The sequence below is a fragment of the Pseudomonas avellanae BPIC 631 genome (assembly GCF_000444135.1).
Taxonomy (GTDB): Bacteria; Pseudomonadota; Gammaproteobacteria; order Pseudomonadales; family Pseudomonadaceae; genus Aquipseudomonas; species Aquipseudomonas avellanae.
The window spans coordinates 1-22,188 of the sequence record NZ_ATDK01000065.1 but is presented as its reverse complement, the minus strand read 5'-3'; the positions used below and the strand labels follow the sequence as shown (position 1 = coordinate 22,188).

Genomic DNA, 22,188 nt, shown 5'->3' with positions numbered 1-22,188 from the left:
CGTGGAATAAAAATGGCGCAACCCAGGCAATTCTGTTTGCGCCATTGATCAGGATCGGTACGAAGACTTACTTGCCGTAGATATCGAAGTCGAAATACTTGTCCTGGATGGCCTTGTACTTGCCGTTGGCGCGGATCGCGGCAATGGCAGCGTTGAGGCGGTCGAGGTTGGCCTTGTCGCCTTTGCGCACGGCGATGCCGATGCCGTCGCCGAAGTAGTTCGGGTCAGTGAACGCCGGGCCCACAAAGGCAAAGCCCTTGCCGGAGTCGGTTTTCAGGAAGCCGTCCTGCAGCAGCGTGGCGTCAGCGATGGTGCCGTCCAGACGACCTGCACCGATATCCAGGTAGATTTCGTTCTGCGAACCGTACGGCGTCACTTCAACGCCTTTAGGGGCGAGGACTTCACGGGCGAAACGTTCGTGGATCGAACCGCGCTGTACGCCGATCTTCTTGCCCTTGAGCTCGGCAAGGCTGTCGCTGACGGTCACGCCGTCCTTCATCACCAGGCGCGCCGGGGAATTGTAATACTTGCCGGTGAAATCAACGGACTTCTTGCGGTCGTCGGTGATCGACATCGACGACAGGATCGCGTCGATCTTGCGCACTTTGAGCGCCGGGATCAGGCCGTCGAACTCTTGCTCGACCCACGTGCACCTGGCTTTCATTTCTTCGCACAGCGCATTGCCGATGTCGTAGTCGAAACCGACGATGCTGCCGTCCGGCGCCTTGGACGCGAATGGAGGGTAAGCCGCCTCGATACCGATTTTCAGCGGTTTTTCGTCAGCGAACGTCGGCTGGGCGAGCACGGACAACGCCAGCGCGCCAATAAGCATGAGCTTTTTCATTTTCAGAACTCCATCGGTAAAGCGCAACAAGTGGCAAAGTGAGCAAGCGCCCACTGTGCGAAAGGACAATCTCGGGGGAGAGCGACGCCTGATGCGTGACACCGGGTTGGCGGGTCATCGACCTTCGACGAATGAGGGGCATTTTAACGACAGGCTCGAAGTCGATATTTCTTCAATGCGACAAGTAGTTACAGAAGCGCCTGAAAAGCCACCTTACGCTATTGACGGAGCATGCTTCTACTGATCCAGCAGCACAAGCCTAACCTATGGTTACAGCAAAAAGCGCGCCTATTATTGGCAAAGCCTTCTAATCCGGCAAGCCCAGCGTTGCACATGACTGATGAAACGCACTGATGCGTCGCGTTTTCCTACAAATAAACCCAGCGACGTCCCACAACGAAGCATTGCCCTGCAACAGCGGGTAAACCGGTAACAACTCGATATATATCCCATTTTTATCAACAGAAATCAGCGCAGACAAAAACGCCCCGCCCGGTTTTCACCGAACGGGGCGCCTTCACTCATCGACCGGTCAGGCCGCGCTCATGCTCTTGTGCGTTTCGATCAGGTGCTGCACCACGCCCGGATCGGCCAGGGTGGAGATATCGCCCAGCGCGTCGTACTCGGCGGTGGCGATCTTGCGCAGGATGCGGCGCATGATCTTGCCCGAACGGGTTTTCGGCAGGCCGGGTGCCCACTGGATGAAGTCCGGGGAGGCAATCGGGCCGATTTCCTTGCGCACCCAGTTACGCAGTTCGGTGCGCAGCGCATCGCTCGGCTCTTCGCCGGCATTCAGGGTGACGTAGACGTAGATGCCCTGCCCTTTCAGATCGTGCGGCACACCGACCACAGCGGCTTCGGCGACTTTCGGGTGCGCAACCATCGCGCTCTCGATCTCGGCTGTGCCCATCCGGTGGCCTGATACGTTGAGCACATCGTCCACGCGCCCGGTGATCCAGTAGTAGCCGTCTTCATCGCGACGGGCACCGTCACCGGTGAAGTACATGCCCCGGAAGGTCTTGAAGTAAGTGTCGACGAACCGGTCATGGTCGCCGTACAGCGTGCGCGACTGACCTGGCCAGGAATCGAGAATCACCAGATTGCCCTCGGCCGCGCCTTCGATAAGGTTACCCAGGTTATCCACCAGCGCCGGAATCACGCCGAAGAACGGCCGAGTGGCCGAGCCCGGCTTCAGCGCCGTTGCACCTGGCAGCGGGCTGATCAGAATGCCGCCGGTTTCGGTCTGCCACCAAGTGTCGACAATCGGGCAGTTCTGCTTGCCGACGGTGTTGTAGTACCAGCCCCAGGCTTCCGGGTTGATCGGCTCGCCCACCGAACCCAACAGGCGCAGGCTGGAACCGTCCGCACCTTCGACGGACTTGGTGCCTTCGGCCATCATGGCGCGAATCGCGGTCGGGGCGGTGTAGAGGATGTTGACCTTATGCTTGTCGATGATCTTCGACACGCGAGTGATGTCCGGGTAGTTCGGCACACCTTCAAACAGCAGCGTGGTCGCGCCATTGGCCAGCGGGCCATAGACGATGTAACTGTGCCCGGTGACCCAGCCAACGTCGGCAGTGCACCAGTAGATTTCGCCCGGCTTGTAGTCGAACACGCGCTCGTGTGTGAGCGCGGCGTAGAGCAGATAGCCCGCCGTGGTGTGCAGCACGCCTTTGGGTTTGCCGGTCGAGCCTGAGGTGTAAAGGATGAACAGCGATTCTTCCGCGCCCATCTCTTTGGGTGCGCAGGTGCTGGACGCCACTTCAAGCAGCGCGTGATACCAGATGTCGCGGTGACGGTTCCACTCGATCTCGCCGCCGGTGCGCTTGCAGACGATAACCTTCTGCACGCTGCTGGTTTCCGGGTTGGTCAGGGCGCGGTCGACGTTGGCCTTGAGCGGGGTCTTTTTACCGCCACGCAGGCCTTCGTCGGCGGTGATCACCACCTTGGAGCTGCAATCGATGATCCGCCCCGCCAGTGCTTCCGGCGAGAAACCGCCGAACACCACCGAGTGAATCGCACCGATCCGGGCGCACGCCAGCATGGCGACCACAGCCTCGGGGATCATCGGCATATAGATGGTGACAACGTCGCCACGGTGCACGTCCTGGCCGCGCAGGGCGTTGGCGAATTTGCAGACTTCTTCGTGCAGCTCGCGGTAGGTGATTTCGCGGTGCTCGGAAGGGTCGTCGCCTTCCCAGATGATGGCGATGGTGTCGCCGCGCTCGGCCAGGTGACGGTCCAGGCAGTTGTAGGCAACGTTCAACGTGCCATCGGCAAACCATTTGATGTCGACGCGATGGTCGTCGAACGAGGTCTGCTTGACCACGCTGAACGGCTTGATCCAGTCGAGGCGCTGCGCCTGCTCACGCCAGAAACCATCCGGGTTGACCACCGACTGCTGGTACATGGCCTTGTAGGTCGCCTCATCCGTCAGCGTAGTCGCTGCGACTTCTGGGCGGACGGGGTACAGGGAAGCTGCACTCATCTTGGTTACCTCGGTGGATAGTTGTTGTTTTATGCACCCGTTGTATCCCGCCCTACCCGGCGGAGCCATTCGACATTGGTATTACCGGGCGGGGCCGGAGCGGCAAGCTCAACAGCTTGAAGCTTGCAGCTGCCCTCAGGATTATTACCGTTTTGATGAAAGCGCTTATCCAAGGTCTTTATATATGTGGCATCACGACGCGCCTAGAATCCATTTCGCCAACAAGGCAAACATCAGTTGCCCCCACGCAGCTCGCTTCAACTATCAGACAGCGCTCGCACATAACGTTGAAAAACGTGATGCGGCCGCTCTCACCCTCAAAAAGGTAAAACACAATGAAAGCTTTATTAGTGGCATTGGCACTTTGCGGTGTCAGCAGCTTGGCTATGGCCGAAGAATCGCAAACGAAAGTGGCCGTCCAGCAGGCCCGTGTCGAGCAGTACACCTACGGCACTCACCTGGACATCGCCCGGGTCATTTCCATCAGCCAGATCCCCAGCGTTTGCGAAGTGGTGCCGGCACGCATGGTCTACGAAGACTCGCAGGGCGCGCGGCACACCATGAGTTATCAGGTGATGGGCAACGGCTGCAGTAACGGTTGATGCTGCAACGGATGCACGACGCCTTGCAGACACTGACTGCGAGGCGCATGCACCGCATTAGTTGTCGTCCAGAGGTTTATCTGAAGTCTGATTTAATGTCCGCTTGCCTCGCTCTTTGCCTAACTCATGGTCGCGCAACTTGTTGGCAATGGTTGTATGCGACACACCCAGACGTTTGCCCAACTGGCGACTGCTGGGGTATTGCGCATATAACTGCTCCAGAACCGACCGTTCAAAACGGCCGACAATCGCGTCCAGCCCGCCCTCCAGTGACACCTCGCTCAAGCCCTGGCGCACGCCGTAATCGGGCAATCGAATATGCTCGGCCTGCACCTTGCCGCCGTCACAAAGCGAAACGGCCTGAAACAATACGTTTTCCAGTTGCCGGACATTGCCGGGCCAATGGTATTGACTCAAACGCTTGAGCGCCGCGGGCGTCATGCGTGGCAACGCGCAGCCAATCTGTCGGCTGGCGTGATCGAGAAAGTGCTCCACCAGCGGCTCAAGGCCGTCCAGACAATCGCGCAGCGGCGGGATGTGCAGCGACAGCACATTGAGGCGATGGTAGAGGTCCTGGCGGAATTCGCCTCTGGCGCACAGCTGCGAGAGGTCAACCTGCGTCGAACACATCACCCGCACGTCGAGAAACATGTCTTCGTCACTGCCGACCCGGCGAAAGCTGCCGTCCTGAATGAAGCGCAGCAGCTTGGCCTGCATGCGCGCACTCAGCTCACCTACGCCATCCAGAAACAACGTGCCGCCAGCGGTCAGCTCCAATAGACCCAGTCGGCCTTCAACCCGCGCGCCCTCGAACGCGCCGGGCTCATAGCCGAACAATTCGATCTCGGCCATGGACTCCGAGAGCCCGGCACAATTGAGCGCCATCAGGGGTGACTGGCCGCGTGGGCTGGCGAGGTGGCAGGCGCGGGCGAGCAACTCCTTGCCCGTGCCGGTTTCGCCTTCGATCAGCAGCGGCGCGTCCCGCGGTGCCATGCGCCGTGCTTCACGGACCACAGCAGCCATGACCTTCGAGCTCTGAAAGATACTGTCGAAGCCGCGCAATTCCTGCTTGCGCACATGATAGATGCGCTCGCCGACCCGGTCAGCGCGGTGCAGGGTCAGCACGGCGCCAGCCATGGCCTCGCTGTCGTCGTGCTCGGACTGCAACGGCGCGATGTCGGCGAGAAACACGTCGCCGCGCACCTTGACCCGCAGGCCGTTGATCCGCGACTGACTGGCACGCACCAGCGCTGGCAGATCGAAGTCCTCGGCATACCGCGACAACGCGATCCCCGGCACTTCATCGACCCGCACCCCCAGCAACTGCGCAGCAGCGCGGTTGGCGGCAACGATGGCGCCGGCCATGTCGATGGACAACACCGGAAACTCCAGCGCGCCAAGTAAGGCATTGAGTTCCATGTGCCGCCGCTCGCTGGGCATCAACCCGACGCGCTTGACGCCGAACACGCCGGTGATCGCCTCGAATTTCGGACGCAACGCCTGAAACTGCAGGTTGATCAGGTTCGGGCAAAACAGATAGATCGCGTCACCGTGCTCGCCGCCCACTTCACCGCGAGCCACGTTGACGCCATAGGCGACCAGCAGATCGAGGATGTCACGAAGAATGCCGATGCGGTTCTGGCAATGGACCTTGATGCGCATGAGTGGTCTGTTCCTGTGAACGTCATTGGTTTTTAAAGCGGCAGGTTTTTTTGAACATGACAAACTTTTCCGTCAACAATACGTTACAAAAAGGCATTGCGCGAGTGAGCCCAGCGCTTGATTCGAGGCTGAAATAAAGCATTCGTAAAGTTTTCGTTACGAAATTGCCAGCTAACGACGGACGTCCGCAGTTCTCGCCCACTGACTGCCCCGCAAAACCGGGTTATTGCTGTAGTCAGGCGCTATAAAAACAACAGTCTTCGAGGAGATCAGCATGGCCAAGACGCACTACGTGGCACGCGAACCGGACGCTTCGGGCTTCATCGACTATCCGGCGGCCGAGCATGCGGTATGGAACACGCTGATCACTCGGCAGATGAAGATCATCGAAGGCCGTGCCTGTCAGGAATACCTGGACGGCATCGAGCAGTTGGCCCTGCCCCACGATCGCATTCCGCAGTTGGGCGACATCAACAAGGTGCTCGGTGCGACCACTGGCTGGCAGGTTGAACGAGTGCCAGCGCTGATCCCCTTTCAGACATTTTTCGAGCTGCTGGCCAGCAAGCGTTTTCCGGTGGCGACCTTTATTCGCACCGAACAAGAACTGGACTACCTGCAGGAACCGGACATTTTTCACGAGATATTCGGTCACTGCCCGCTGCTGACCAACCCGTGGTTCGCCGAATTTACCCACACTTACGGCAAACTTGGCCTCAGCGCGAACAAGGAACAACGGGTTTACCTCGCCCGGCTGTACTGGATGACCATTGAATTCGGCCTGGTCGACACGCCACACGGGCGGCGAATCTACGGCGGTGGCATTCTTTCTTCGCCCAAGGAGGCGGTGTACAGCCTGTCGTCGGCCCCCGAACATCAGCCGTTCGACCCGCTTGAAGCGATGCGTACGCCGTACCGCATCGACATTCTGCAGCCACTGTATTTTGTCTTGCCTGACCTCAAGCGCCTGTTCGATCTGGCCCGCGAGGACATCATGGCGATGGTCGAACACGGTATGCAGATGGGCTTGCACGCGCCCAAATTCCCCCCTAAAACCAAAAGCCACGCGGCCTGACTGCGGCCAGGCATCTGAAAAGGACACCCTGTTTATGAGTACATTGAATCAAGCCCACTGCGAAGCCTGCAGCGCCGGCGCCCCGCAAGTCAGCGAAGCCGAACTGCCGGAACTGCTCAGGCAGATCCCGGACTGGAACATCGAAGTGCGCGACAGCGTGATGCAACTGGAAAAAGTGTTTCTGTTCAAGAATTTCAAATTCGCTTTGGCGTTCACCAATGCGGTGGGCGAGATTGCCGAGGCCGAAGGCCATCATCCTGGCCTGCTGACCGAGTGGGGCAAAGTAACCGTTACCTGGTGGAGCCACTCGATCAAAGGGCTGCATCGCAACGATTTCATCATGGCGGCGCGCACCGATGAAGTGGCGGCAAAGGCCGAAGGTCGCAAATAAAAAACCGGGGAAACGGACCGTGTTTACGGGGCGTTGCCCTGAACAATAACGCGGTCCACTGCCTCGCAAGGCTCGGTCCAAGACAGTAAAAAGCCGATTTTGTTTCGCAGAATGACCATTGAGGGTAAAAAAATATCCTGATTGTCATTTTCAGTGGGGTATCCTGCGCAGGCTTTTTTAAAAGCACGGTTCTATCTGCAACCCCTTGCGAGGAGCGACGACGATGCATGAAATCCCTAACTTCCCACCAGGCCAACAGGAACCACAGCAGTCGACTCTGGCTCAACAAGAGCTGGGGCAACCTGTCGCAATGAAAGCAGCACCCTCGGCTCAAGACAGCCAGAAAGCCGGAAGCAAAGACTGAAGGCGATTGTTTTCAGGCGTATCGAAAAACGGTCTTGCCGATTTTCAATACGCCTGGAAAACCAGCAACAGGCAGACACAGACGTTATGAGTAACTTCAGCGAAACCCAGGCCAATGCCCTGATCGGCACTGCCGAGAAAATGATCGAAATCTGGTCACGTCTCAGCCCGGAAAAACAGAGCGCCCTGCTCGCCCGCTTCGGCACCCAGAAAAACGCACTGGCCGCCCTTGTGACAACCCAGCTCGTAGCCCCAGCGAACAAATAGCCCTTCTTTCGCCGTTTATTTCAATCTGTTGCACCTGCATCGCCAGATGCGTCGGTATGATGAGCACTTCGAGAGCTTGCTAAGGGTTTTCCCTGCCCGCTCGAAAGCCACGCCTGCACAGAACGAAAGCCTGCCCCATGCCCCAGACACAGCAAACCACGCCGCAACCGCCGATGGCCGTCACCCAGACCGTCGTTTCCATCGTGATGTTCACGTTCATCGGCTACCTGAATATCGGTATTCCGCTCGCCGTCCTGCCCGGCTATGTCCACAGCGACCTGGGCTTCGGCGCGGTCATCGCCGGGCTGGTGATCAGCGTGCAGTACCTGGCGACGCTGATCAGCCGGCCGTGGGCGAGCCGCATCATCGACAATCTGGGCAGCAAGAAAGCCGTGCAGATCGGCCTGACCGGCTGCGGGTTGAGCGGTGTGTTCATGCTGGTGCCGGTCTGGCTGGACGCCTGGCCGATGGCGAGCCTGGTGATTCTATTGATTGGCCGGGTGATTCTTGGCAGCGCGGAAAGCCTGGTGGGCTCCGGCTCGATTGGCTGGGGCATCGGCCGGGTCGGCGCGCAGAACACTGCCAAGGTGATTTCCTGGAACGGCATCGCCAGCTATGGCGCACTGGCCATCGGCGCGCCACTGGGCGTGTGGATGGTCGATTCACTTGGATTGTGGACAGTGGGCGTGAGCATCATGCTGCTGTGCGCGCTGGGCCTGTACCTGACCTGGCACAAGGAAGCCGCGCCGATTGTGCACGGTGAACGACTGCCGTTCATGCACGTGCTGGGGCGGGTGTTTCCGCACGGCATGGGTCTGGCGCTGGGTGGCATCGGTTTCGGCACCATCGCAACCTTTATTACCCTGTATTACGCGAGCAATCACTGGCCGAACGCAGCGCTTTGCCTGACCCTGTTTGGTGGCAGCTTTATCGCTGCACGCCTGCTGTTCGGCAACCTGATCAACCGCCTGGGCGGCTTTCGGGTCGCGATTGTCTGCCTGTCGGTAGAGACGCTAGGGCTGCTATTGCTGTGGATGGCGCCAACGCCCGGCCTGGCGCTGGCCGGTGCAGCCTTGACCGGCTTCGGCTTCTCACTGGTGTTCCCGGCGCTGGGCGTGGAAGCGGTGAATCTGGTTCCGGCCTCCAGTCGCGGTGCGGCGGTGGGCGCTTATTCGCTGTTCATCGACCTGTCATTGGGCATCACCGGCCCACTGGCAGGCGCGATTGCCGCAGGCTTTGGCTTTGTCTCGATCTTCCTGTTTGCAGCGCTGGCGTCACTTACCGGGCTGGGGCTGAGCGTTTATCTGTACAAGCAGGCGCAGGCGTTGCGCCAGTAATGATCGGTCCGGTCATCGTTCCCGCGCTTGAGCGTGGTAACGCTCTGCGTCGCCAAGAGGACGCGGAGCGTCCAGAAAGGCATGCGACGCGGAGCGCCGCACGATAGTTGCGATTATCGTTCCCGCGCTCCAGCGTGGTAACGCCGTTCTGGACGCTCTGCGTCCGATCTTGAAGGGCCGGTCGTACTCAGAAATCCACTTTTCCGCGACCGGCCTTGATCGAACCGCGTTTGCTCTTGGACTCCAGCCTTCGGGTCTTGGACCCCAGAGTCGGTCGTGTGGGGCGGCGTTTCTTTTCGACTTTGGCGGCGTTGACGATCAGCTCACTCAGGCGCAGCAACGCATCGGCGCGGTTCTGCTCCTGGGTGCGGTACTGCTGGGCCTTGAGCACGATCACGCCATCGCTGGTAATCCGGCTGTCACTCAGCGCCAGCAACCGCTCTTTATAGAACGGCGGCAACGACGAGGCGTTGATGTCGAACCGCAAGTGCATGGCGCTGGAGACCTTGTTGACGTTCTGCCCACCCGCGCCCTGTGCGCGAATGGCAGTCAACTCGATCTCGGCGTCCGGCAAATGGACATTGTTGGAAATCACCAGCATCAGGGCATCTTCTTTTCTGCAACAGGCACGGTTATTTGCCAGTCTCGGCATTCACGACAACGCTACGCCTGTTTTTGGCTCGGTAACACACCCACATCACCGCCAGCCATACCGGTATCGCGTACACCGAGATCTGGATGCCGGGGATCATCAGCATGATGCCGAGAATGAACACCACAAACGCCAGGCAAACGTAGTTGCCATACGGATACCACAGCGCCTTGAACAGCGGCACCTGCCCGGTGCGATTCATGTGCTGGCGGAATTTCAGGTGCGAGTAGCTGATCATCGCCCAGTTGATCACCAGCGTGGCCACCACCAGTGACATCAGCAACTCCAGCGCCTGTTGCGGCACGAAGTAGTTGAGCAGCACGGCCACCAGCGTCACGGCGGCAGGCGCGAAAATCGCCTTGACCGGCACGCCACGTTTATCAACCTGCGCCAGCGCCTTGGGCGCATCGCCCTGCTCGGCCATGCCCACCAGCATGCGGCTGTTGCAATAGGTGCCGCTGTTGTAGACCGACAGCGCTGCGGTCAGCACCACGAAGTTGAGGATATGCGCCGCCGCATCGCTGCCCAGCATCGAGAACACCTGCACAAACGGGCTGCCGCTGTAGGAATCGCCCGAGGCATTTAGGCTGGCCAGCAGGCTGTCCCAAGGCGTCAGCGACAACAGCACCACCAGTGCGCCGATGTAGAAAATCAGGATGCGGTAGATGACCTGATTGATCGCCTTGGGGATTACGGTCTTCGGCTGTTCGGCCTCGGCAGCGGTAAAGCCGAGCATTTCCAGGCCACCGAACGAAAACATGATGATCGCCAACGCCATCACCAACCCGCCGACGCCATTGGGGAAGAATCCGCCATGCTCCCAGAGGTTGCTGACCGATGCCTGCGGGCCGCCGCTGCCGCTGACCAGCATGTAACTGCCCAGCGCGATCATGCCGATGATCGCCACCACCTTGATGATCGCAAACCAGAACTCGGTCTCGCCGAACACCTTGACGTTGGTCAGGTTGATGGCGTTGATCAACACGAAGAACACCGCCGCCGACACCCAGCTCGGGATGTGCGGCAACCAGTAATGAATGTATTTGCCGACAGCGGTCAGCTCCGACATGCCCACCAGAATGTACAGCAGCCAGCAGTTCCAGCCCGACAGAAACCCGGCGAAACCGCCCCAGTAGTTGTGCGCAAAATGGCTGAACGACCCGGCCACCGGCTCTTCGACAATCATCTCGCCGAGCTGGCGCATGATCATGAAGGCGATGAAGCCACAGATCGCATAACCGAGAATCATCGAAGGCCCGGCCGATTTCAGCACGCCCGCCGACCCTAGAAACAAACCCGTGCCGATTGCGCCGCCCAGAGCGATCAGCTGGATATGCCGATTCTTCAGACCACGTTTCAATTCGCCCGAGGGTGCAGTTGTTTCACTCATTCGATAGCCACCTGATTGTTCTTGTTCTGTGACGGAAAAGGACCTGCCGCGCTCGTGACGCAACAGAATTGCAGCACTCCGAGCGAGTGGCCCGAAGCGTTGAACAGCAGTGATTCACAGAAAAAAGCGCAGCATTGTACACCTGCAGGCAGATCGAGACTCAAAACAGGGAAATGGATGCCCAAGGGCTGTGTGACAACGTTTTTCACACTGCCAGAAACAAAAACGCCAGCCTCAAGGACTGGCGTTGCCGCTTATTCACACCACTCAATCACTCAGGCTTGCGACGACCGAAGCCAGGACGCTGACCCGAGCCTGCCGGTGGACCGCGACGCTTGCCTGACGGCGCATCATCGTTGACCAGCTTGATGCCGACACGCTTGGGCCCAGGCTTGGCCGGGCGCTTGTTCATCTCGCTCGGACGCTCGGCGACCGGTGTGCCACGGCTGTTGTCAGCCGGGCGCGGCGCACGCGAACCGGGCTTGCCCGAGTCCTTGCGCGCAGGACGCTGAGTCGAATCGCCGCCACGCGGACGATCACGCTCGCTGCCGGTGATCTGCGGCTGACGCGGCGTACGATCGCCGGTCGCCGGAGCGCCAGCCGCAGGACGCAGCGTGCGAACAACGCGTTCGCCTTTGCCCAGCGGGCGCGACGATTGACGTTGCAGACGCTCCATCTTGTCCTTGGTCTTGGCGTTCATCTGCGGCTGAGCCACAGGTTGCAGACCGACTTCGGCAGACAGAATGTCGACTTCGTACTGGCTCATTTCGCGCCAGCGGCCCATCGGCAGGTCGGAGTTGAGGAACACCGGCCCGTAACGCACGCGCTTCAGGCGGCTGACCACCAGCCCCTGGGATTCCCACAGGCGACGCACTTCGCGGTTACGGCCTTCCATCACCACGCAGTGGTACCAGTGGTTGAAGCCTTCGCCGCCCGGAGCCTGCTTGATGTCGGTAAAACGGGCAGGGCCGTCTTCGAGAATCACGCCGTTCTTGAGGCGCAGCAGCATGTCGTCATCGACTTCGCCACGCACACGCACCGCGTACTCACGGTCCATTTCGAACGAGGGGTGCATCAAGCGGTTGGCGAGTTCACCGTCGGTGGTGAACATCAGCAGCCCGGTGGTGTTGATGTCGAGACGACCGATGTTGATCCAGCGGCCTTCTTTGGGGCGCGGCAGACGATCGAACACGGTCGGACGGCCTTCCGGGTCGTCACGGGTGCAGATTTCGCCATCGGGCTTGTTGTACATGATGACGCGACGGACCGTTTCGGCCGCTTCTTCGCGCTTGATGACGCGACCATCGACACTGATGGCGTCATGCAGATCGACGCGTTGACCGAGGGTCGCGTCCTTGCCATTGACCTTGATACGGCCCTGGGTAATCCAGGCCTCTACGTCACGGCGTGAACCGACGCCAATGCGCGCCAGAACCTTCTGCAGCTTTTCGCCTGCGGGTCCGATTTCCTGGCTGTCCTGCTTGTCTTTTTCACTCATCTGGGCACCTCCCGGTGTGTCGAATCAGGGCTGACCGAGAACCGGTGAGACCTGTGCCCGGCGCGCTGTGGATAGCGGCAAGGCGAAATACTTGATAGCCCGGGCGACCACTGATCGCCGAGGGTCGGCCATCATACGCCTCTGCGCTGATTTAAGCATCCAGCGTCAGAGACAAATGCCGGCGTCACTTCTTCTTTTTGCGACCGGCGGTCTTGAGCTTCACCAGCCGCTTGGCGGACTCATCAAGCACCGTGCGCTTGTCGTCCTTGTCGAGCTTCTTCCAGGCTTTGATTTCGCGCTTGCTGCGACCGCAACCCAGGCAAATGTCATCATCGAATTTGCACAGGCTGATGCAGGGGTTCCTGGTCGAACTCATGGGCAGCGGTTCTCATGGCGAGGGATATCAGATGTGACCGTGGCGTGGCGGATGAATTCGACCGAAGTGCGCTGGGCATTGTGCACGATAATTCTGATTATCGTTCCGCACGCTCCAGCGTGGGAATGCAGTTCTCGACGCTCTGCGTCGCAAGAGGACGCGGAGCGTCCAGAAAAGCGTTACCACACGGAGCGTGGGAGCGATAATCATCAGTCAGACCTCATCGTCGCCTTTGCCGTCCTCAGCCTCCGGCTCCGCGCGCAACAGGTCGTCGAAATCGGTCTTGAGGCCTTGTTCCATCGAGTCCAGTTCGACCAACAAGGTACGGAAGCTGGTTTCGTCGCGAGGCGCTTCGGGCTCTGCGTCCGGGTCGAGGCTGGCGTCGGCCAGGGCTTGCAGGTGCGCAGGTACCGGGGCGTCTTCGAAGTCGAGGACGGGCTCGGTTTCCATCTCGCGCAGGTCGGCCAGCGGCGGCAGTTCGTCGAGGCTTTTCAGGTTGAAGTGGTCCAGAAAACCCTTGGTGGTGGCAAACATCGCCGGTTTGCCGGGCACGTCGCGGTAGCCCACCACGCGGATCCACTCGCGCTCCAGCAGGGTCTTGACGATGTGGCTGTTCACCGCAACGCCGCGCACGTCTTCGATTTCGCCACGGGTGATCGGCTGGCGATAAGCAATCAAGGCCAGGGTTTCCAGCATGGCGCGGGAGTAACGCTGCGGCCGTTCTTCCCACAGCCGCCCGACCCAAGGTGAAAACCGGTCACGAATCTGCAAGCGATAACCCGAAGCAACTTCCTTGAGTTCGAACGCACGCCCCTCGCAGGATTTGCGCAGCATTTCCAGCGCCTTCTTGAACACCGGCGGCTCGGGACGCTCGCCTTCTTCAAACAGCTCGTAAAGCCGCTCCAGGGTCTGCGGCTTTCCGGAGGCCAGCAGAAACGCTTCGAGCAACGGGGCCAGTTCGCGGGGTTCGTTGAGGTTCATGGGTGTGTTCTTGCTCTACTCGGCTCGCGCCCGGACATGGATCGCCGCAAAGGGCTCGTTTTGGACCAGCTCGACAAGGGACTCCTTGACAAGCTCAAGCACAGCCATAAATGTCACGACCACACCCAGACGCCCTTCTTCTGCGGTAAACAGCTCGGCAAACGGCACGAAACCGCCGCCCTTGAGACGCTCCAGGACGTCGCTCATGCGCTCGCGCGTCGACAGCGCCTCGCGGCTGACCTGATGGCTTTCGAACATGTCGCCGCGGTGCAGCACTTCGGCCATGGACATCAGCACTTCTTCAAGACTGACGTCCGGCAACAGCTTGCGCGCACGGGCTTCAGGGGCGTCGAGTTTCGGCACGATGACGTCGCGGCCGACCCGTTTCAAGCCGTCTATGCCCTCGGCTGCCGCCTTGAAGCGCTCGTATTCCTGCAGGCGGCGAATCAGTTCGGCACGTGGATCGCCCTCTTCCTCTTCGATTTCCGCCGAGCGCGGCAGCAGCATGCGCGACTTGATCTCGGCCAGCATGGCGGCCATCACCAGGTATTCCGCCGCGAGCTCCAGGCGCACGGTTTTCATCAGCTCGACATAACCCATGTACTGCTTGGTGATTTCGGCCACCGGGATGTCGAGGATGTCGATGTTCTGTTTGCGAATCAGGTACAGCAGCAGGTCGAGCGGCCCCTCGAACGCTTCGAGAAAAACCTCGAGCGCATCCGGCGGAATGTAAAGGTCCAACGGCATCTGCGTGACCGCACGCCCGTAGACCAGCGCGAACGGCAGTTCCTGCTGGGCATCGGCCTGGCTGTCTGCGGCCTCGACGACGGTCATTAAGCGCGGTCACCGAACGGGGTCGGGTCACCACAACCGACACGAACGATCTGCGGCTCGCCCTCGGACAGATTAATGACGGTGGACGCCGAAATACCGCCGATCCCGCCATCGATGATCAGGTCCACGTGATGCTCGAGAATCTGGCGCATTTCGTAGGGATCGCTGAGCGGCACGGTGTCACCCGGCATGATCAGGCTGACGCTCATCAGCGGCTCGCCCAGTTGCTCCAGCAACGCCTGGGCGATGGGATGGCTCGGCACACGCAGGCCAATGGTGCGGCGCTTGGGGTGCAGGATCAGGCGCGGCACTTCGCGGGTGGCGTTGAGAATAAAGGTGTAAGGCCCTGGCGTGTGCGCCTTGAGCGCACGGAACGCGCCGGTGTCGACCTTGGCAAACAGCCCCAGTTGCGACAGGTCGCAGCACATCAGGGTGAAATTGTGCTTGTCGTCCAGCTGACGCAGGCGGCGGATACGCTCGATGGCGCTCTTGTCGCCGATCTGGCAACCCAGCGCGTAGGAGGAATCTGTCGGGTAGACCACCAGCCCGCCGGCTTTTATGATTTCCGCGGCCTGTTTGATCAGGCGCGGCTGCGGGTTTTCCGGATGGACCTGGAAAAATTGACTCACGTTAACTTCCTGTTCAGACGGCGGCAGTAGGCTGTTCATGTTTGAATCTGCACCATAAAGGCGGTAGATCCTCAGGCACCGGACGGTAAGTGCCGATCTCGCCCCAGTTGCCGGGACCGTGGAAGTCGCTGCCGGCCGAAACCAGCAGACCGAACTCGCGGGCAAGGATGGCCAGGGTGCCGACCTGATCGGCAGGTTGCATGCCATTGACCACTTCGATGGCGTGGCCACCGGCCTGGACGAAATCGCCGACCAGTTTACGCCGTTTACTGCGGGTAAAGTCATAATGCGAAGGATGCGCGAGGCTGACCCATGCGCCCGAGGCGCGCAACGTGGCCACGGTGTCTTCCAGCGTCGGCCAGTGCTGCTTGACATCGCCCAGCTTGCCGGCCCCCAGCCATTTGCGAAACGCTTCGGCGCGATCCTTGACGAAACCTGCGCGCACCATGAAGTCGGCGAAGTGCGGACGCGCGGGCGCATTGCCGCTGTCACCCAGCTCTTGCTGGATGGCCCGGGCACCTTCCAGCGCGCCAGGCATACCTTTGATCGCCAATTTACGACTGATTTCTTCAGCGCGCAGCCAGCGCCCTTCATGCAGACGGGCGATGGCTTCGGTCAATGCCGGGGCCTGAGTGTCGAATCCGTAGCCCAGCACATGAATGGTCGCGCCGCCCCAGGTGCAGGACAGCTCGACCCCGTTGACCAGCTGCATACCCAGTGAATGCGCCGCTGTACGGGCCTCTTCAAGCCCTTCGAGGGTGTCGTGGTCGGTCAGCGAAAGGACGCGCACGCCGTATTCATGAGCACGGGCAACCAGCGCCGTGGGCGAGAGTGCCCCGTCGGAGGCGGTGCTGTGGCAATGCAGGTCAACATTCATAGTGGTGCTTTCGTGTTCATTGATGTTTGTTATTATGCCGCCACATCCTGCTTCTGGCTGCCATTGTGAAACAATTCATCGACTTCATCCCGCTGCTCCTGTTTTTCATCGTCTACAAAACCGAGCCGCGTGCCGTGGATATCCTCGGCAACAGTTACACGTTCGGTGGCATATTCAGCGCAACGGCCATGCTCATCATCAGTTCGGTGGTGGTCTACGGCATTCTTTACATCAAGCAGCGCAAGCTGGAAAAGAGCCAATGGCTGACGCTCGTCGCCTGCCTGGTGTTCGGCAGCCTGACGCTGGCTTTTCACAGCGAAACCTTCCTGAAGTGGAAAGCCCCGGTGGTCAACTGGCTGTTTGCCGTGGCCTTCGCCGGCAGTCACTTCATCGGTGACCGCCCGCTTATCCAGCGCATCATGGGCCACGCACTGACCCTGCCGGCGGCCATCTGGACCAGGCTGAACATCGCCTGGATCATCTTCTTCCTGTTCTGCGGCGCGGCCAACCTGTACGTGGCGTTCACTTATCAGGAATTCTGGGTCGACTTCAAAGTGTTCGGCAGCCTGGGCATGACCCTGATTTTCCTGGTCGGCCAGGGGATCTACCTGTCGCGCCATCTGCACGACACCACACCCAATACGCCCAAATCCGAGGACTGACATGCTCTACGCAATCATCGCCACTGACGTCGAAAACTCGCTGGAAAAGCGCTTGAGTGTACGCCCTGCACACCTTGAACGCCTGAACGCGCTCAAGGATGCCGGCCGCTTGGTACTGGCCGGCCCACATCCGGCGGTCGAGAGCAACGATCCGGGCGCTGCCGGTTTCAGCGGCAGCCTGGTTGTCGCCGAGTTCGAATCCTTGAGCGCAGCGAAAACCTGGGCCGAAGCCGACCCGTACGTTGCAGCTGGCGTCTACGCCAACGTCGTGGTCAAGCCGTTCAAGCAAGTGCTGCCCTGATCCCCCCTGCAAAAACCTTGCACCGCTCTGTTTGTATTGAAGCAGAGCGGTGTCGCTTGCGCCGCCCTTGCTCATATTTCCCGACGCCCTGCCGATAACCTGCTCAATGTGCGAATTTACACGGTTCGGTAAAAGGGAATTCAGATGCGTTCAGGTACGTGGTGTCTGTGGGCGGTGTTGATGGCGACGGGTGTGCCGGTAAACGCCGAGACGGTTAATGAAACCGGTGCAGTTCAGCCTTTGCACCTGCCTACCCCCGCCAACCAGATTGCCGACCTGCAGTTGCGCCTCAAGGACAGCGAGCGTCAGCGCGACGAGCTGACACAACAGTTGCAGAACGCCAACCCGGAGCGCGACACCGCGCTGTTGACGCGCTTGCGCCAAGAGAACCAAAAGCTCAAGTTGCAGCTCAAAGAAGCATTGTCGGCCGCGCCTCCGCGCTTGCTGACCGAGCAGCAACAATGGTTCGTCGCGGGCGGTGGCGTTGCGATGTTCGCCCTTCTCTGCGGTATATTGATCAGCGGTTGGCGTAGGCAACGTCGGCAGTGGCTAAATTGAGTGAGTCATGAGCGAGCTGTTACTAATTGATGATGATCAGGAGCTGTGCGAACTTCTGTGCAGTTGGCTGAGCCAGGAAGGTTTTCAGGTACGCGCCTGTCACGACGGGACCAGCGCACGTCAGGCTCTGGCCGAGGCTGCTCCGGCTGCCGTGGTGCTGGATGTGATGCTGCCCGACGGCAGCGGCCTGGAACTGCTCAAGCAATTGCGCGCCGACCATCCCGACCTGCCCGTGGTCATGCTTTCGGCACGCGGCGAGCCGCTGGACCGCATTCTGGGCCTTGAACTGGGCGCTGATGATTACCTGGCAAAACCCTGCGACCCCCGCGAACTCACCGCCCGGCTGCGCGCTGTGCTGCGCCGCAGCCACCCCGTCGCGTCGTCCACGCAACTCGAGCTGGGCGACCTGACGTTCAGCCCGATGCGCGGCGTGGTGAGTGTCGATGAGAAAGAACTGACCCTGACCGTGTCCGAGAGCCGTTTGCTCGAAGCGCTGATGCGCCAGCCCGGCGAACCGGTGGACAAGCAGGAACTGGCGCAACTGGCACTGGGCCGCAAGCTGACCCTGTACGATCGCAGCCTGGACATGCACGTCAGCAACCTGCGCAAGAAAATAGGCCCGCACCCCGACGGCCGCCCCCGCATCGTCGCCCTGCGCAGCCGCGGGTATTATTATGCTCTTTGAGCAGCGGCAAGCTTCAAGTGGCAAGCTGCAAGTAAAAGCAAAGCGCTTCTGGCTTGCAGCTTGCAGCTGACAACTTGTACCTACCCCCTTACACAAGCTTTACCAAGCGCTGACCGCGCTTGACCTTGATCTCCCTAAACTGGGCTCATCGGCATCAAGCCGCACTAGAGACAAGGAGATACACCATGCGCAAGACCCTGATCGCTCTGATGTTCGCCACCGCCCTGCCAACTCTCGCAATGGCCGCTCCGCCAGCACCTCCAGCCGGTGGCCCTGATGCAGACGCACCCGGCATGCACATGCAGCGTGATGACCGTGGCCCTGGTATGCATCGCGGCCCAGGCCCACTCAAAGAGCTGGACCTGACCCGCGAACAGCGTCAGCAGATTGATCGTTTGATGCGCGAGCAGATGCATGAGCGTCGCGAGATCACTCAAAGCTACCTGGAAAAAATGCCGGCTGCCGACCAAAAGGCAATGCGAGACGAAATCGAAGCCAAACGCTCCAAGACCGACAGCGAAGTTCGCGCACTGCTCAAGCCTGATCAGCAGAAGCAGTTCGACGAAATCAAAAAGAAAGAAGACGAACGCCGCGCCGAATGGGCAGAATTCAAAGCCTGGAAAGCGGCAAAAACAGCCAAGGCCCAATAACCGTCAGGCCGACTGGCCCGATGAGTTGAAACCAACCCGGCATGCACACGCATGCCGGGCTTTTTTACTGAGATCGCGGGAATCCTGTGCGCTCATTGTTCTGGCGAATCCTGGCCAGCTTCTGGCTGGCCATCGCTCTGGTTGCAGGGCTGTCGGTACTGCTGGGGCATATGCTCGACCAGGACGCGTGGATCCTCAACCGCCACCCGGTGCTCAACTCGTTGCCAGAAAACTGGACGCAGCGCTTCGAGGAAAACGGTGCCGACAGCGCTCAGGCTTTTCTACAGGACATCAAACGGCGTAACCGCATCGATGTTCAGGTGCTCAGCGACAGCGGCGAACCGGTCATACGCGGCACCTTCCCGCCACGCGCTGCCGCGTTTGAAGCCCGTCAGCAGGAAGACGCCGACGAAAACGGCCGCAAACTGCCCTGGCGCCGGTTGGCCACCGAATACAGCAGCCCGAAGACCGGTGAAACCTACCTGTTCATCTACCGCATCCCGCACCCGGAACTTGACGCCTGGCATCGCCAGAGCCTGATGTGGCCGCTGAGTGCGCTGGGTATCGCGCTGGTGGTTCTGACCCTGTTCAGCCTGTTTGTGACACTCTCGATCACTCGCCCGCTGAGCCGTCTGCGCGGTGCCGTGCATGATCTGGGGCAGACCAGTTATCAACAGCACAGTCTCGGCCAACTGGCCAACCGCCGCGACGAATTCGGCGTGCTGGCCACTGATTTCAACCGCATGGGCGCGCGCCTGCAAAGCCTGATCGGCAGTCAGCGTCAGCTGTTGCGCGATGTGTCACACGAGTTGCGCTCGCCTCTGGCCCGACTGCGCATTGCTCTGGCACTGGCTGAACGCGCAGAACCTGCCGAGCGTGAAAAGCTCTGGCCGCGTCTGGGCCGTGAATGTGACCGACTGGAAGCGCTGATCAGCGAGATTCTGGCCTTGGCGCGTCTGGACGCAGATTTCGGTGGGCCTGAGCCGGTCGATTTGAGCGAGCTGTTGCACCGACTGAAAAACGACACGCACCTGGACGGTGCCGAACAGCATATTCAGGTCGAGGTGCAGCACGATCTGCACCTGCAAGGCTGGCCGGACATGATCGAGCGGGCGCTGGACAACCTGCTGCGCAACGCCCTGCGCTTCAACCCGGCCGGGCAGCGGATAGACTTGCAGGCGATTCAGGTAGGCGATCGAGTCAGCCTGAGCGTTCGCGACCACGGCCCAGGCGTTGCCGACGAGCATCTGGCGCAGCTGGGCGAACCTTTTTACCGTGCCCCCGGCCAGAGCACGCCGGGCCACGGCCTGGGGCTGGCAATTGCCAAACGTGCCGCCGAGCGACATGGCGGTAACCTGATACTGGGCAATCACCCGGACGGCGGGTTCATTGCCACGCTTGACCTGCCCAGAGAGCCGATCAGCCCTTCATCGGTTTAGGCCGGCCAGCACGTCAGCCCTGCCACTCACTGACAAACTCGCCAACGTCGACCTTCGGGGCCTCGCGCGGCGGGTTCAAGGGCGTCCCCAGGTACAGAAAGCCAATCACCTCTTCGCCCGCGGCAAGCCCGAAGCCTTGGGCAACCTGCGGCGCATAGGACAAATCCCCGGTGCGCCAGACTGCACCGACACCCAGCGCATACGCTGCCAGCAGCACGCCGTGGGCGGCGCATCCAGCGGTGATAAGTTGCTCTTTGCGGGGTACTTTGAAGTGATCCTGCAGGCAGGCAATCACCACCACGACCAGCGGCGCACGCAACGGGCCGAGACGGGCCTTTTCCAGCGCTTGCGGGGTGACTTCGTTGCCGCTCTGTTGCAGCGCTTCAACCAGCAAATCGCCCATGCGCTCGCGGGCCGAGCCTTCGACGGTCAGGAAGCGGTACGGCTTGAGCTGGCCATGATCCGGCGAGCGCAGGGCTGCGCCGAACATGATTTCTCGCTGCGCAGCGTCCGGGGCCGGGTCGACCAGTCGTGGAACCGATACTCGATTGAGCAAAACCTCGAGCGCCTGCATGGGCTGTCTCCTTGAAAAAATGATCGGGCATTCTAGAGCCTGTTTACCGTCAATAACGAGTGCGGCGGACAATTCCTTACCCGGCCTGTCGAACCTTGCCGCGGATTGCGCTGGTTTACATGCCTTGAAGCGCAGGTAGAATGGCGCCTTTCCTGATACCAGCCAGAGCCATCCATGTCGTTGCCGACCTTTCGCATTATCGGTTTCATTATCGGCATCTTCCTGATCACCCTGGCTGTGGCCATGATCGTGCCGATGGCCACGCTGGTCATCTACGACCGTTTCGAAGACTTGCGCTCGTTTCTGTGGGCCAGCGCCATCACCTTTATCGCAGGCCTTGCGCTGGTGGTCCCCGGACGCCCCGACAATGTCCAGTTACGCCCTCGTGACATGTACATGCTCACGGTTTCCAGCTGGATCGTGGTGTGCATCTTCGCCGCCCTGCCCTTTCTGCTGACCCAGCACATCAGCTACACCGACTCATTTTTCGAAAGCATGTCGGGCATCACAGCCACCGGCTCGACGGTGCTCAGCAACCTGGACAGCATGTCGCCAGGCATTCTGATCTGGCGTTCGATGCTCCACTGGCTGGGCGGTATCGGTTTCATCGGTATGGCCGTGGCGATTCTGCCGTTACTGCGCATCGGCGGCATGCGCCTGTTTCAGACCGAATCGTCGGACCGCTCGGAAAAGGTCATGCCCCGCTCGCACATGGTGGCCAAGTTCATCGTGCTGGCCTACGTCGGCTTTACCGCGCTGGGCAGCCTGGCGTTCTGGGCGGCGGGCATGAGCCTGTTCGATGCGATCAACCACGCGATGTCGGCAATTTCCACGGGCGGTTTCTCCACTTCCGACCTGTCGCTGGCCAAGTGGCCGCAGCCTGCGGTGCACTGGGTGGCGATTGTGGTGATGATTCTCGGCAGCCTGCCCTTCACGCTGTGTAGTGGTCTAATGATTCCGGACACTCATTTAGGCGAGAATATCGCCAGATATAGAGGTGTCTGATGACCAAACAACGCCGTACCTTTTCCATTGAATTCAAACGCGAGGCCGCAG

The 22,188-nt window shown here is 60.2% G+C and carries 23 protein-coding genes and 1 pseudogene; 12 read left to right on the top strand and 12 right to left on the bottom strand.

What is annotated here, in order from left to right; translation table 11 throughout:
- Nucleotides 1–67 precede the first annotated feature (67 nt).
- Together DW49_RS0105125 and acs are read right to left on the bottom strand one after the other, a co-directional pair.
- Nucleotides 68–844, bottom strand: coding sequence for an ABC transporter substrate-binding protein (locus DW49_RS0105125; protein WP_004396568.1), 777 nt, complete (start codon nucleotides 842–844; stop codon nucleotides 68–70).
- Between the two features lie 532 nt (nucleotides 845–1,376).
- A complete protein-coding gene (acs, locus tag DW49_RS0105120; RefSeq protein WP_005616597.1) occupies nucleotides 1,377–3,332 on the bottom strand; it encodes an acetate--CoA ligase in 1,956 nt (651 codons plus the stop codon).
- A 335-nt stretch (nucleotides 3,333–3,667) separates the two neighbouring features.
- Here acs and DW49_RS0105115 point away from each other — a divergent pair, with 335 nt between their 5' ends.
- Entirely contained in the window at nucleotides 3,668–3,934 is a 267-nt protein-coding gene (locus tag DW49_RS0105115) for a DUF2790 domain-containing protein (protein WP_005616595.1), read from the top strand.
- A gap of 57 nt (nucleotides 3,935–3,991) precedes the next feature.
- On the opposite strand, the gene DW49_RS0105110 is transcribed toward DW49_RS0105115, so the two are convergent.
- Nucleotides 3,992–5,596, bottom strand: a complete 1,605-nt coding sequence (locus DW49_RS0105110; RefSeq protein WP_024420260.1) for a sigma-54-dependent phenylalanine hydroxylase transcriptional regulator PhhR — start codon at nucleotides 5,594–5,596, stop codon at nucleotides 3,992–3,994.
- Between the two features lie 274 nt (nucleotides 5,597–5,870).
- Here DW49_RS0105110 and phhA point away from each other — a divergent pair, with 274 nt between their 5' ends.
- The 4 genes from phhA (at nucleotide 5,871) to DW49_RS0105090 (ending at nucleotide 9,026) form a co-directional block, all read left to right on the top strand.
- A complete protein-coding gene (gene phhA / locus DW49_RS0105105) occupies nucleotides 5,871–6,668 on the top strand; it encodes a phenylalanine 4-monooxygenase (RefSeq protein ID WP_024420259.1) in 798 nt (265 codons plus the stop codon).
- 34 nt (nucleotides 6,669–6,702) lie between these two features.
- Entirely contained in the window at nucleotides 6,703–7,059 is a 357-nt protein-coding gene (locus tag DW49_RS0105100; RefSeq protein WP_005616592.1) for a 4a-hydroxytetrahydrobiopterin dehydratase, read from the top strand.
- A 450-nt stretch (nucleotides 7,060–7,509) separates the two neighbouring features.
- Nucleotides 7,510–7,689 (top strand): hypothetical protein, encoded by a 180-nt coding sequence (locus DW49_RS0105095; protein WP_029768628.1) that lies wholly within the window; start codon nucleotides 7,510–7,512, stop codon nucleotides 7,687–7,689.
- Between the two features lie 137 nt (nucleotides 7,690–7,826).
- The gene (locus DW49_RS0105090) at nucleotides 7,827–9,026 is read left to right on the top strand and encodes an MFS transporter (RefSeq protein ID WP_005616591.1); all 1,200 of its coding nucleotides are present in this window, start codon (nucleotides 7,827–7,829) and stop codon (nucleotides 9,024–9,026) included.
- A gap of 187 nt (nucleotides 9,027–9,213) precedes the next feature.
- Here the strand turns inward: DW49_RS0105090 and arfB are convergent, their stop codons facing one another.
- The 8 genes from arfB to DW49_RS0105050 all read right to left on the bottom strand — a co-directional run bounded on the left by arfB (nucleotide 9,214) and on the right by DW49_RS0105050 (nucleotide 16,263).
- Entirely contained in the window at nucleotides 9,214–9,627 is a 414-nt protein-coding gene (arfB, locus tag DW49_RS0105085; protein ID WP_004396559.1) for an alternative ribosome rescue aminoacyl-tRNA hydrolase ArfB, read from the bottom strand.
- A 31-nt stretch (nucleotides 9,628–9,658) separates the two neighbouring features.
- Complete coding sequence (locus DW49_RS0105080) at nucleotides 9,659–11,068, bottom strand: amino acid permease (RefSeq protein ID WP_005616590.1); 1,410 nt, start codon at nucleotides 11,066–11,068, stop codon at nucleotides 9,659–9,661.
- A gap of 271 nt (nucleotides 11,069–11,339) precedes the next feature.
- The gene (gene rluB / locus DW49_RS0105075) at nucleotides 11,340–12,566 is read right to left on the bottom strand and encodes a 23S rRNA pseudouridine(2605) synthase RluB (RefSeq protein ID WP_005616587.1); all 1,227 of its coding nucleotides are present in this window, start codon (nucleotides 12,564–12,566) and stop codon (nucleotides 11,340–11,342) included.
- Between the two features lie 184 nt (nucleotides 12,567–12,750).
- Nucleotides 12,751–12,942: a DUF1289 domain-containing protein gene (locus tag DW49_RS0105070; protein ID WP_005616585.1), complete on the bottom strand. Its 192-nt coding sequence runs from the start codon at nucleotides 12,940–12,942 to the stop codon at nucleotides 12,751–12,753.
- A gap of 213 nt (nucleotides 12,943–13,155) precedes the next feature.
- A complete protein-coding gene (gene scpB / locus DW49_RS0105065) occupies nucleotides 13,156–13,923 on the bottom strand; it encodes an SMC-Scp complex subunit ScpB (protein WP_005616584.1) in 768 nt (255 codons plus the stop codon).
- A gap of 15 nt (nucleotides 13,924–13,938) precedes the next feature.
- The gene (locus tag DW49_RS0105060) at nucleotides 13,939–14,670 is read right to left on the bottom strand and encodes a segregation and condensation protein A (RefSeq protein ID WP_183132134.1); all 732 of its coding nucleotides are present in this window, start codon (nucleotides 14,668–14,670) and stop codon (nucleotides 13,939–13,941) included.
- 86 nt (nucleotides 14,671–14,756) lie between these two features.
- Nucleotides 14,757–15,386 carry an L-threonylcarbamoyladenylate synthase gene (locus DW49_RS0105055; RefSeq protein WP_004396553.1) on the bottom strand — a complete coding sequence of 210 codons (630 nt, stop codon included), beginning with the start codon at nucleotides 15,384–15,386 and terminating at the stop codon, nucleotides 14,757–14,759.
- Nucleotides 15,387–15,399: 13 nt separating this feature from the next.
- Nucleotides 15,400–16,263 carry a PHP domain-containing protein gene (locus tag DW49_RS0105050; protein ID WP_004396552.1) on the bottom strand — a complete coding sequence of 288 codons (864 nt, stop codon included), beginning with the start codon at nucleotides 16,261–16,263 and terminating at the stop codon, nucleotides 15,400–15,402.
- Between the two features lie 65 nt (nucleotides 16,264–16,328).
- Between DW49_RS0105050 and DW49_RS0105045 the strand changes: the two genes are divergently transcribed.
- The 6 genes from DW49_RS0105045 (at nucleotide 16,329) to DW49_RS0105020 (ending at nucleotide 20,558) form a co-directional block, all read left to right on the top strand.
- Nucleotides 16,329–16,925 (top strand): septation protein A, encoded by a 597-nt coding sequence (locus DW49_RS0105045; RefSeq protein WP_004396551.1) that lies wholly within the window; start codon nucleotides 16,329–16,331, stop codon nucleotides 16,923–16,925.
- Between the two features lies 1 nt (nucleotide 16,926).
- A complete protein-coding gene (locus DW49_RS0105040) occupies nucleotides 16,927–17,226 on the top strand; it encodes a YciI family protein (RefSeq protein ID WP_004396546.1) in 300 nt (99 codons plus the stop codon).
- A 144-nt stretch (nucleotides 17,227–17,370) separates the two neighbouring features.
- The gene (locus DW49_RS0105035; RefSeq protein WP_004396545.1) at nucleotides 17,371–17,784 is read left to right on the top strand and encodes an SH3 domain-containing protein; all 414 of its coding nucleotides are present in this window, start codon (nucleotides 17,371–17,373) and stop codon (nucleotides 17,782–17,784) included.
- Between the two features lie 7 nt (nucleotides 17,785–17,791).
- Nucleotides 17,792–18,469, top strand: coding sequence for a response regulator transcription factor (locus tag DW49_RS0105030; protein WP_005616581.1), 678 nt, complete (start codon nucleotides 17,792–17,794; stop codon nucleotides 18,467–18,469).
- A 185-nt stretch (nucleotides 18,470–18,654) separates the two neighbouring features.
- Nucleotides 18,655–19,119 carry a Spy/CpxP family protein refolding chaperone gene (locus DW49_RS0105025; RefSeq protein WP_004396539.1) on the top strand — a complete coding sequence of 155 codons (465 nt, stop codon included), beginning with the start codon at nucleotides 18,655–18,657 and terminating at the stop codon, nucleotides 19,117–19,119.
- An 86-nt stretch (nucleotides 19,120–19,205) separates the two neighbouring features.
- A complete protein-coding gene (locus DW49_RS0105020; RefSeq protein ID WP_005616578.1) occupies nucleotides 19,206–20,558 on the top strand; it encodes a sensor histidine kinase in 1,353 nt (450 codons plus the stop codon).
- Between the two features lie 13 nt (nucleotides 20,559–20,571).
- On the opposite strand, the gene DW49_RS0105015 is transcribed toward DW49_RS0105020, so the two are convergent.
- On the bottom strand, nucleotides 20,572–21,132 hold the full coding sequence (locus tag DW49_RS0105015; RefSeq protein WP_005616576.1) for a nitroreductase family protein: 561 nt from the start codon (nucleotides 21,130–21,132) through the stop codon (nucleotides 20,572–20,574).
- A gap of 174 nt (nucleotides 21,133–21,306) precedes the next feature.
- Here DW49_RS0105015 and DW49_RS0105010 point away from each other — a divergent pair.
- A pseudogene (locus DW49_RS0105010) lies at nucleotides 21,307–22,071 on the top strand (TrkH family potassium uptake protein); the annotation flags it as partial.
- Nucleotides 22,072–22,188 lie beyond the last annotated feature (117 nt).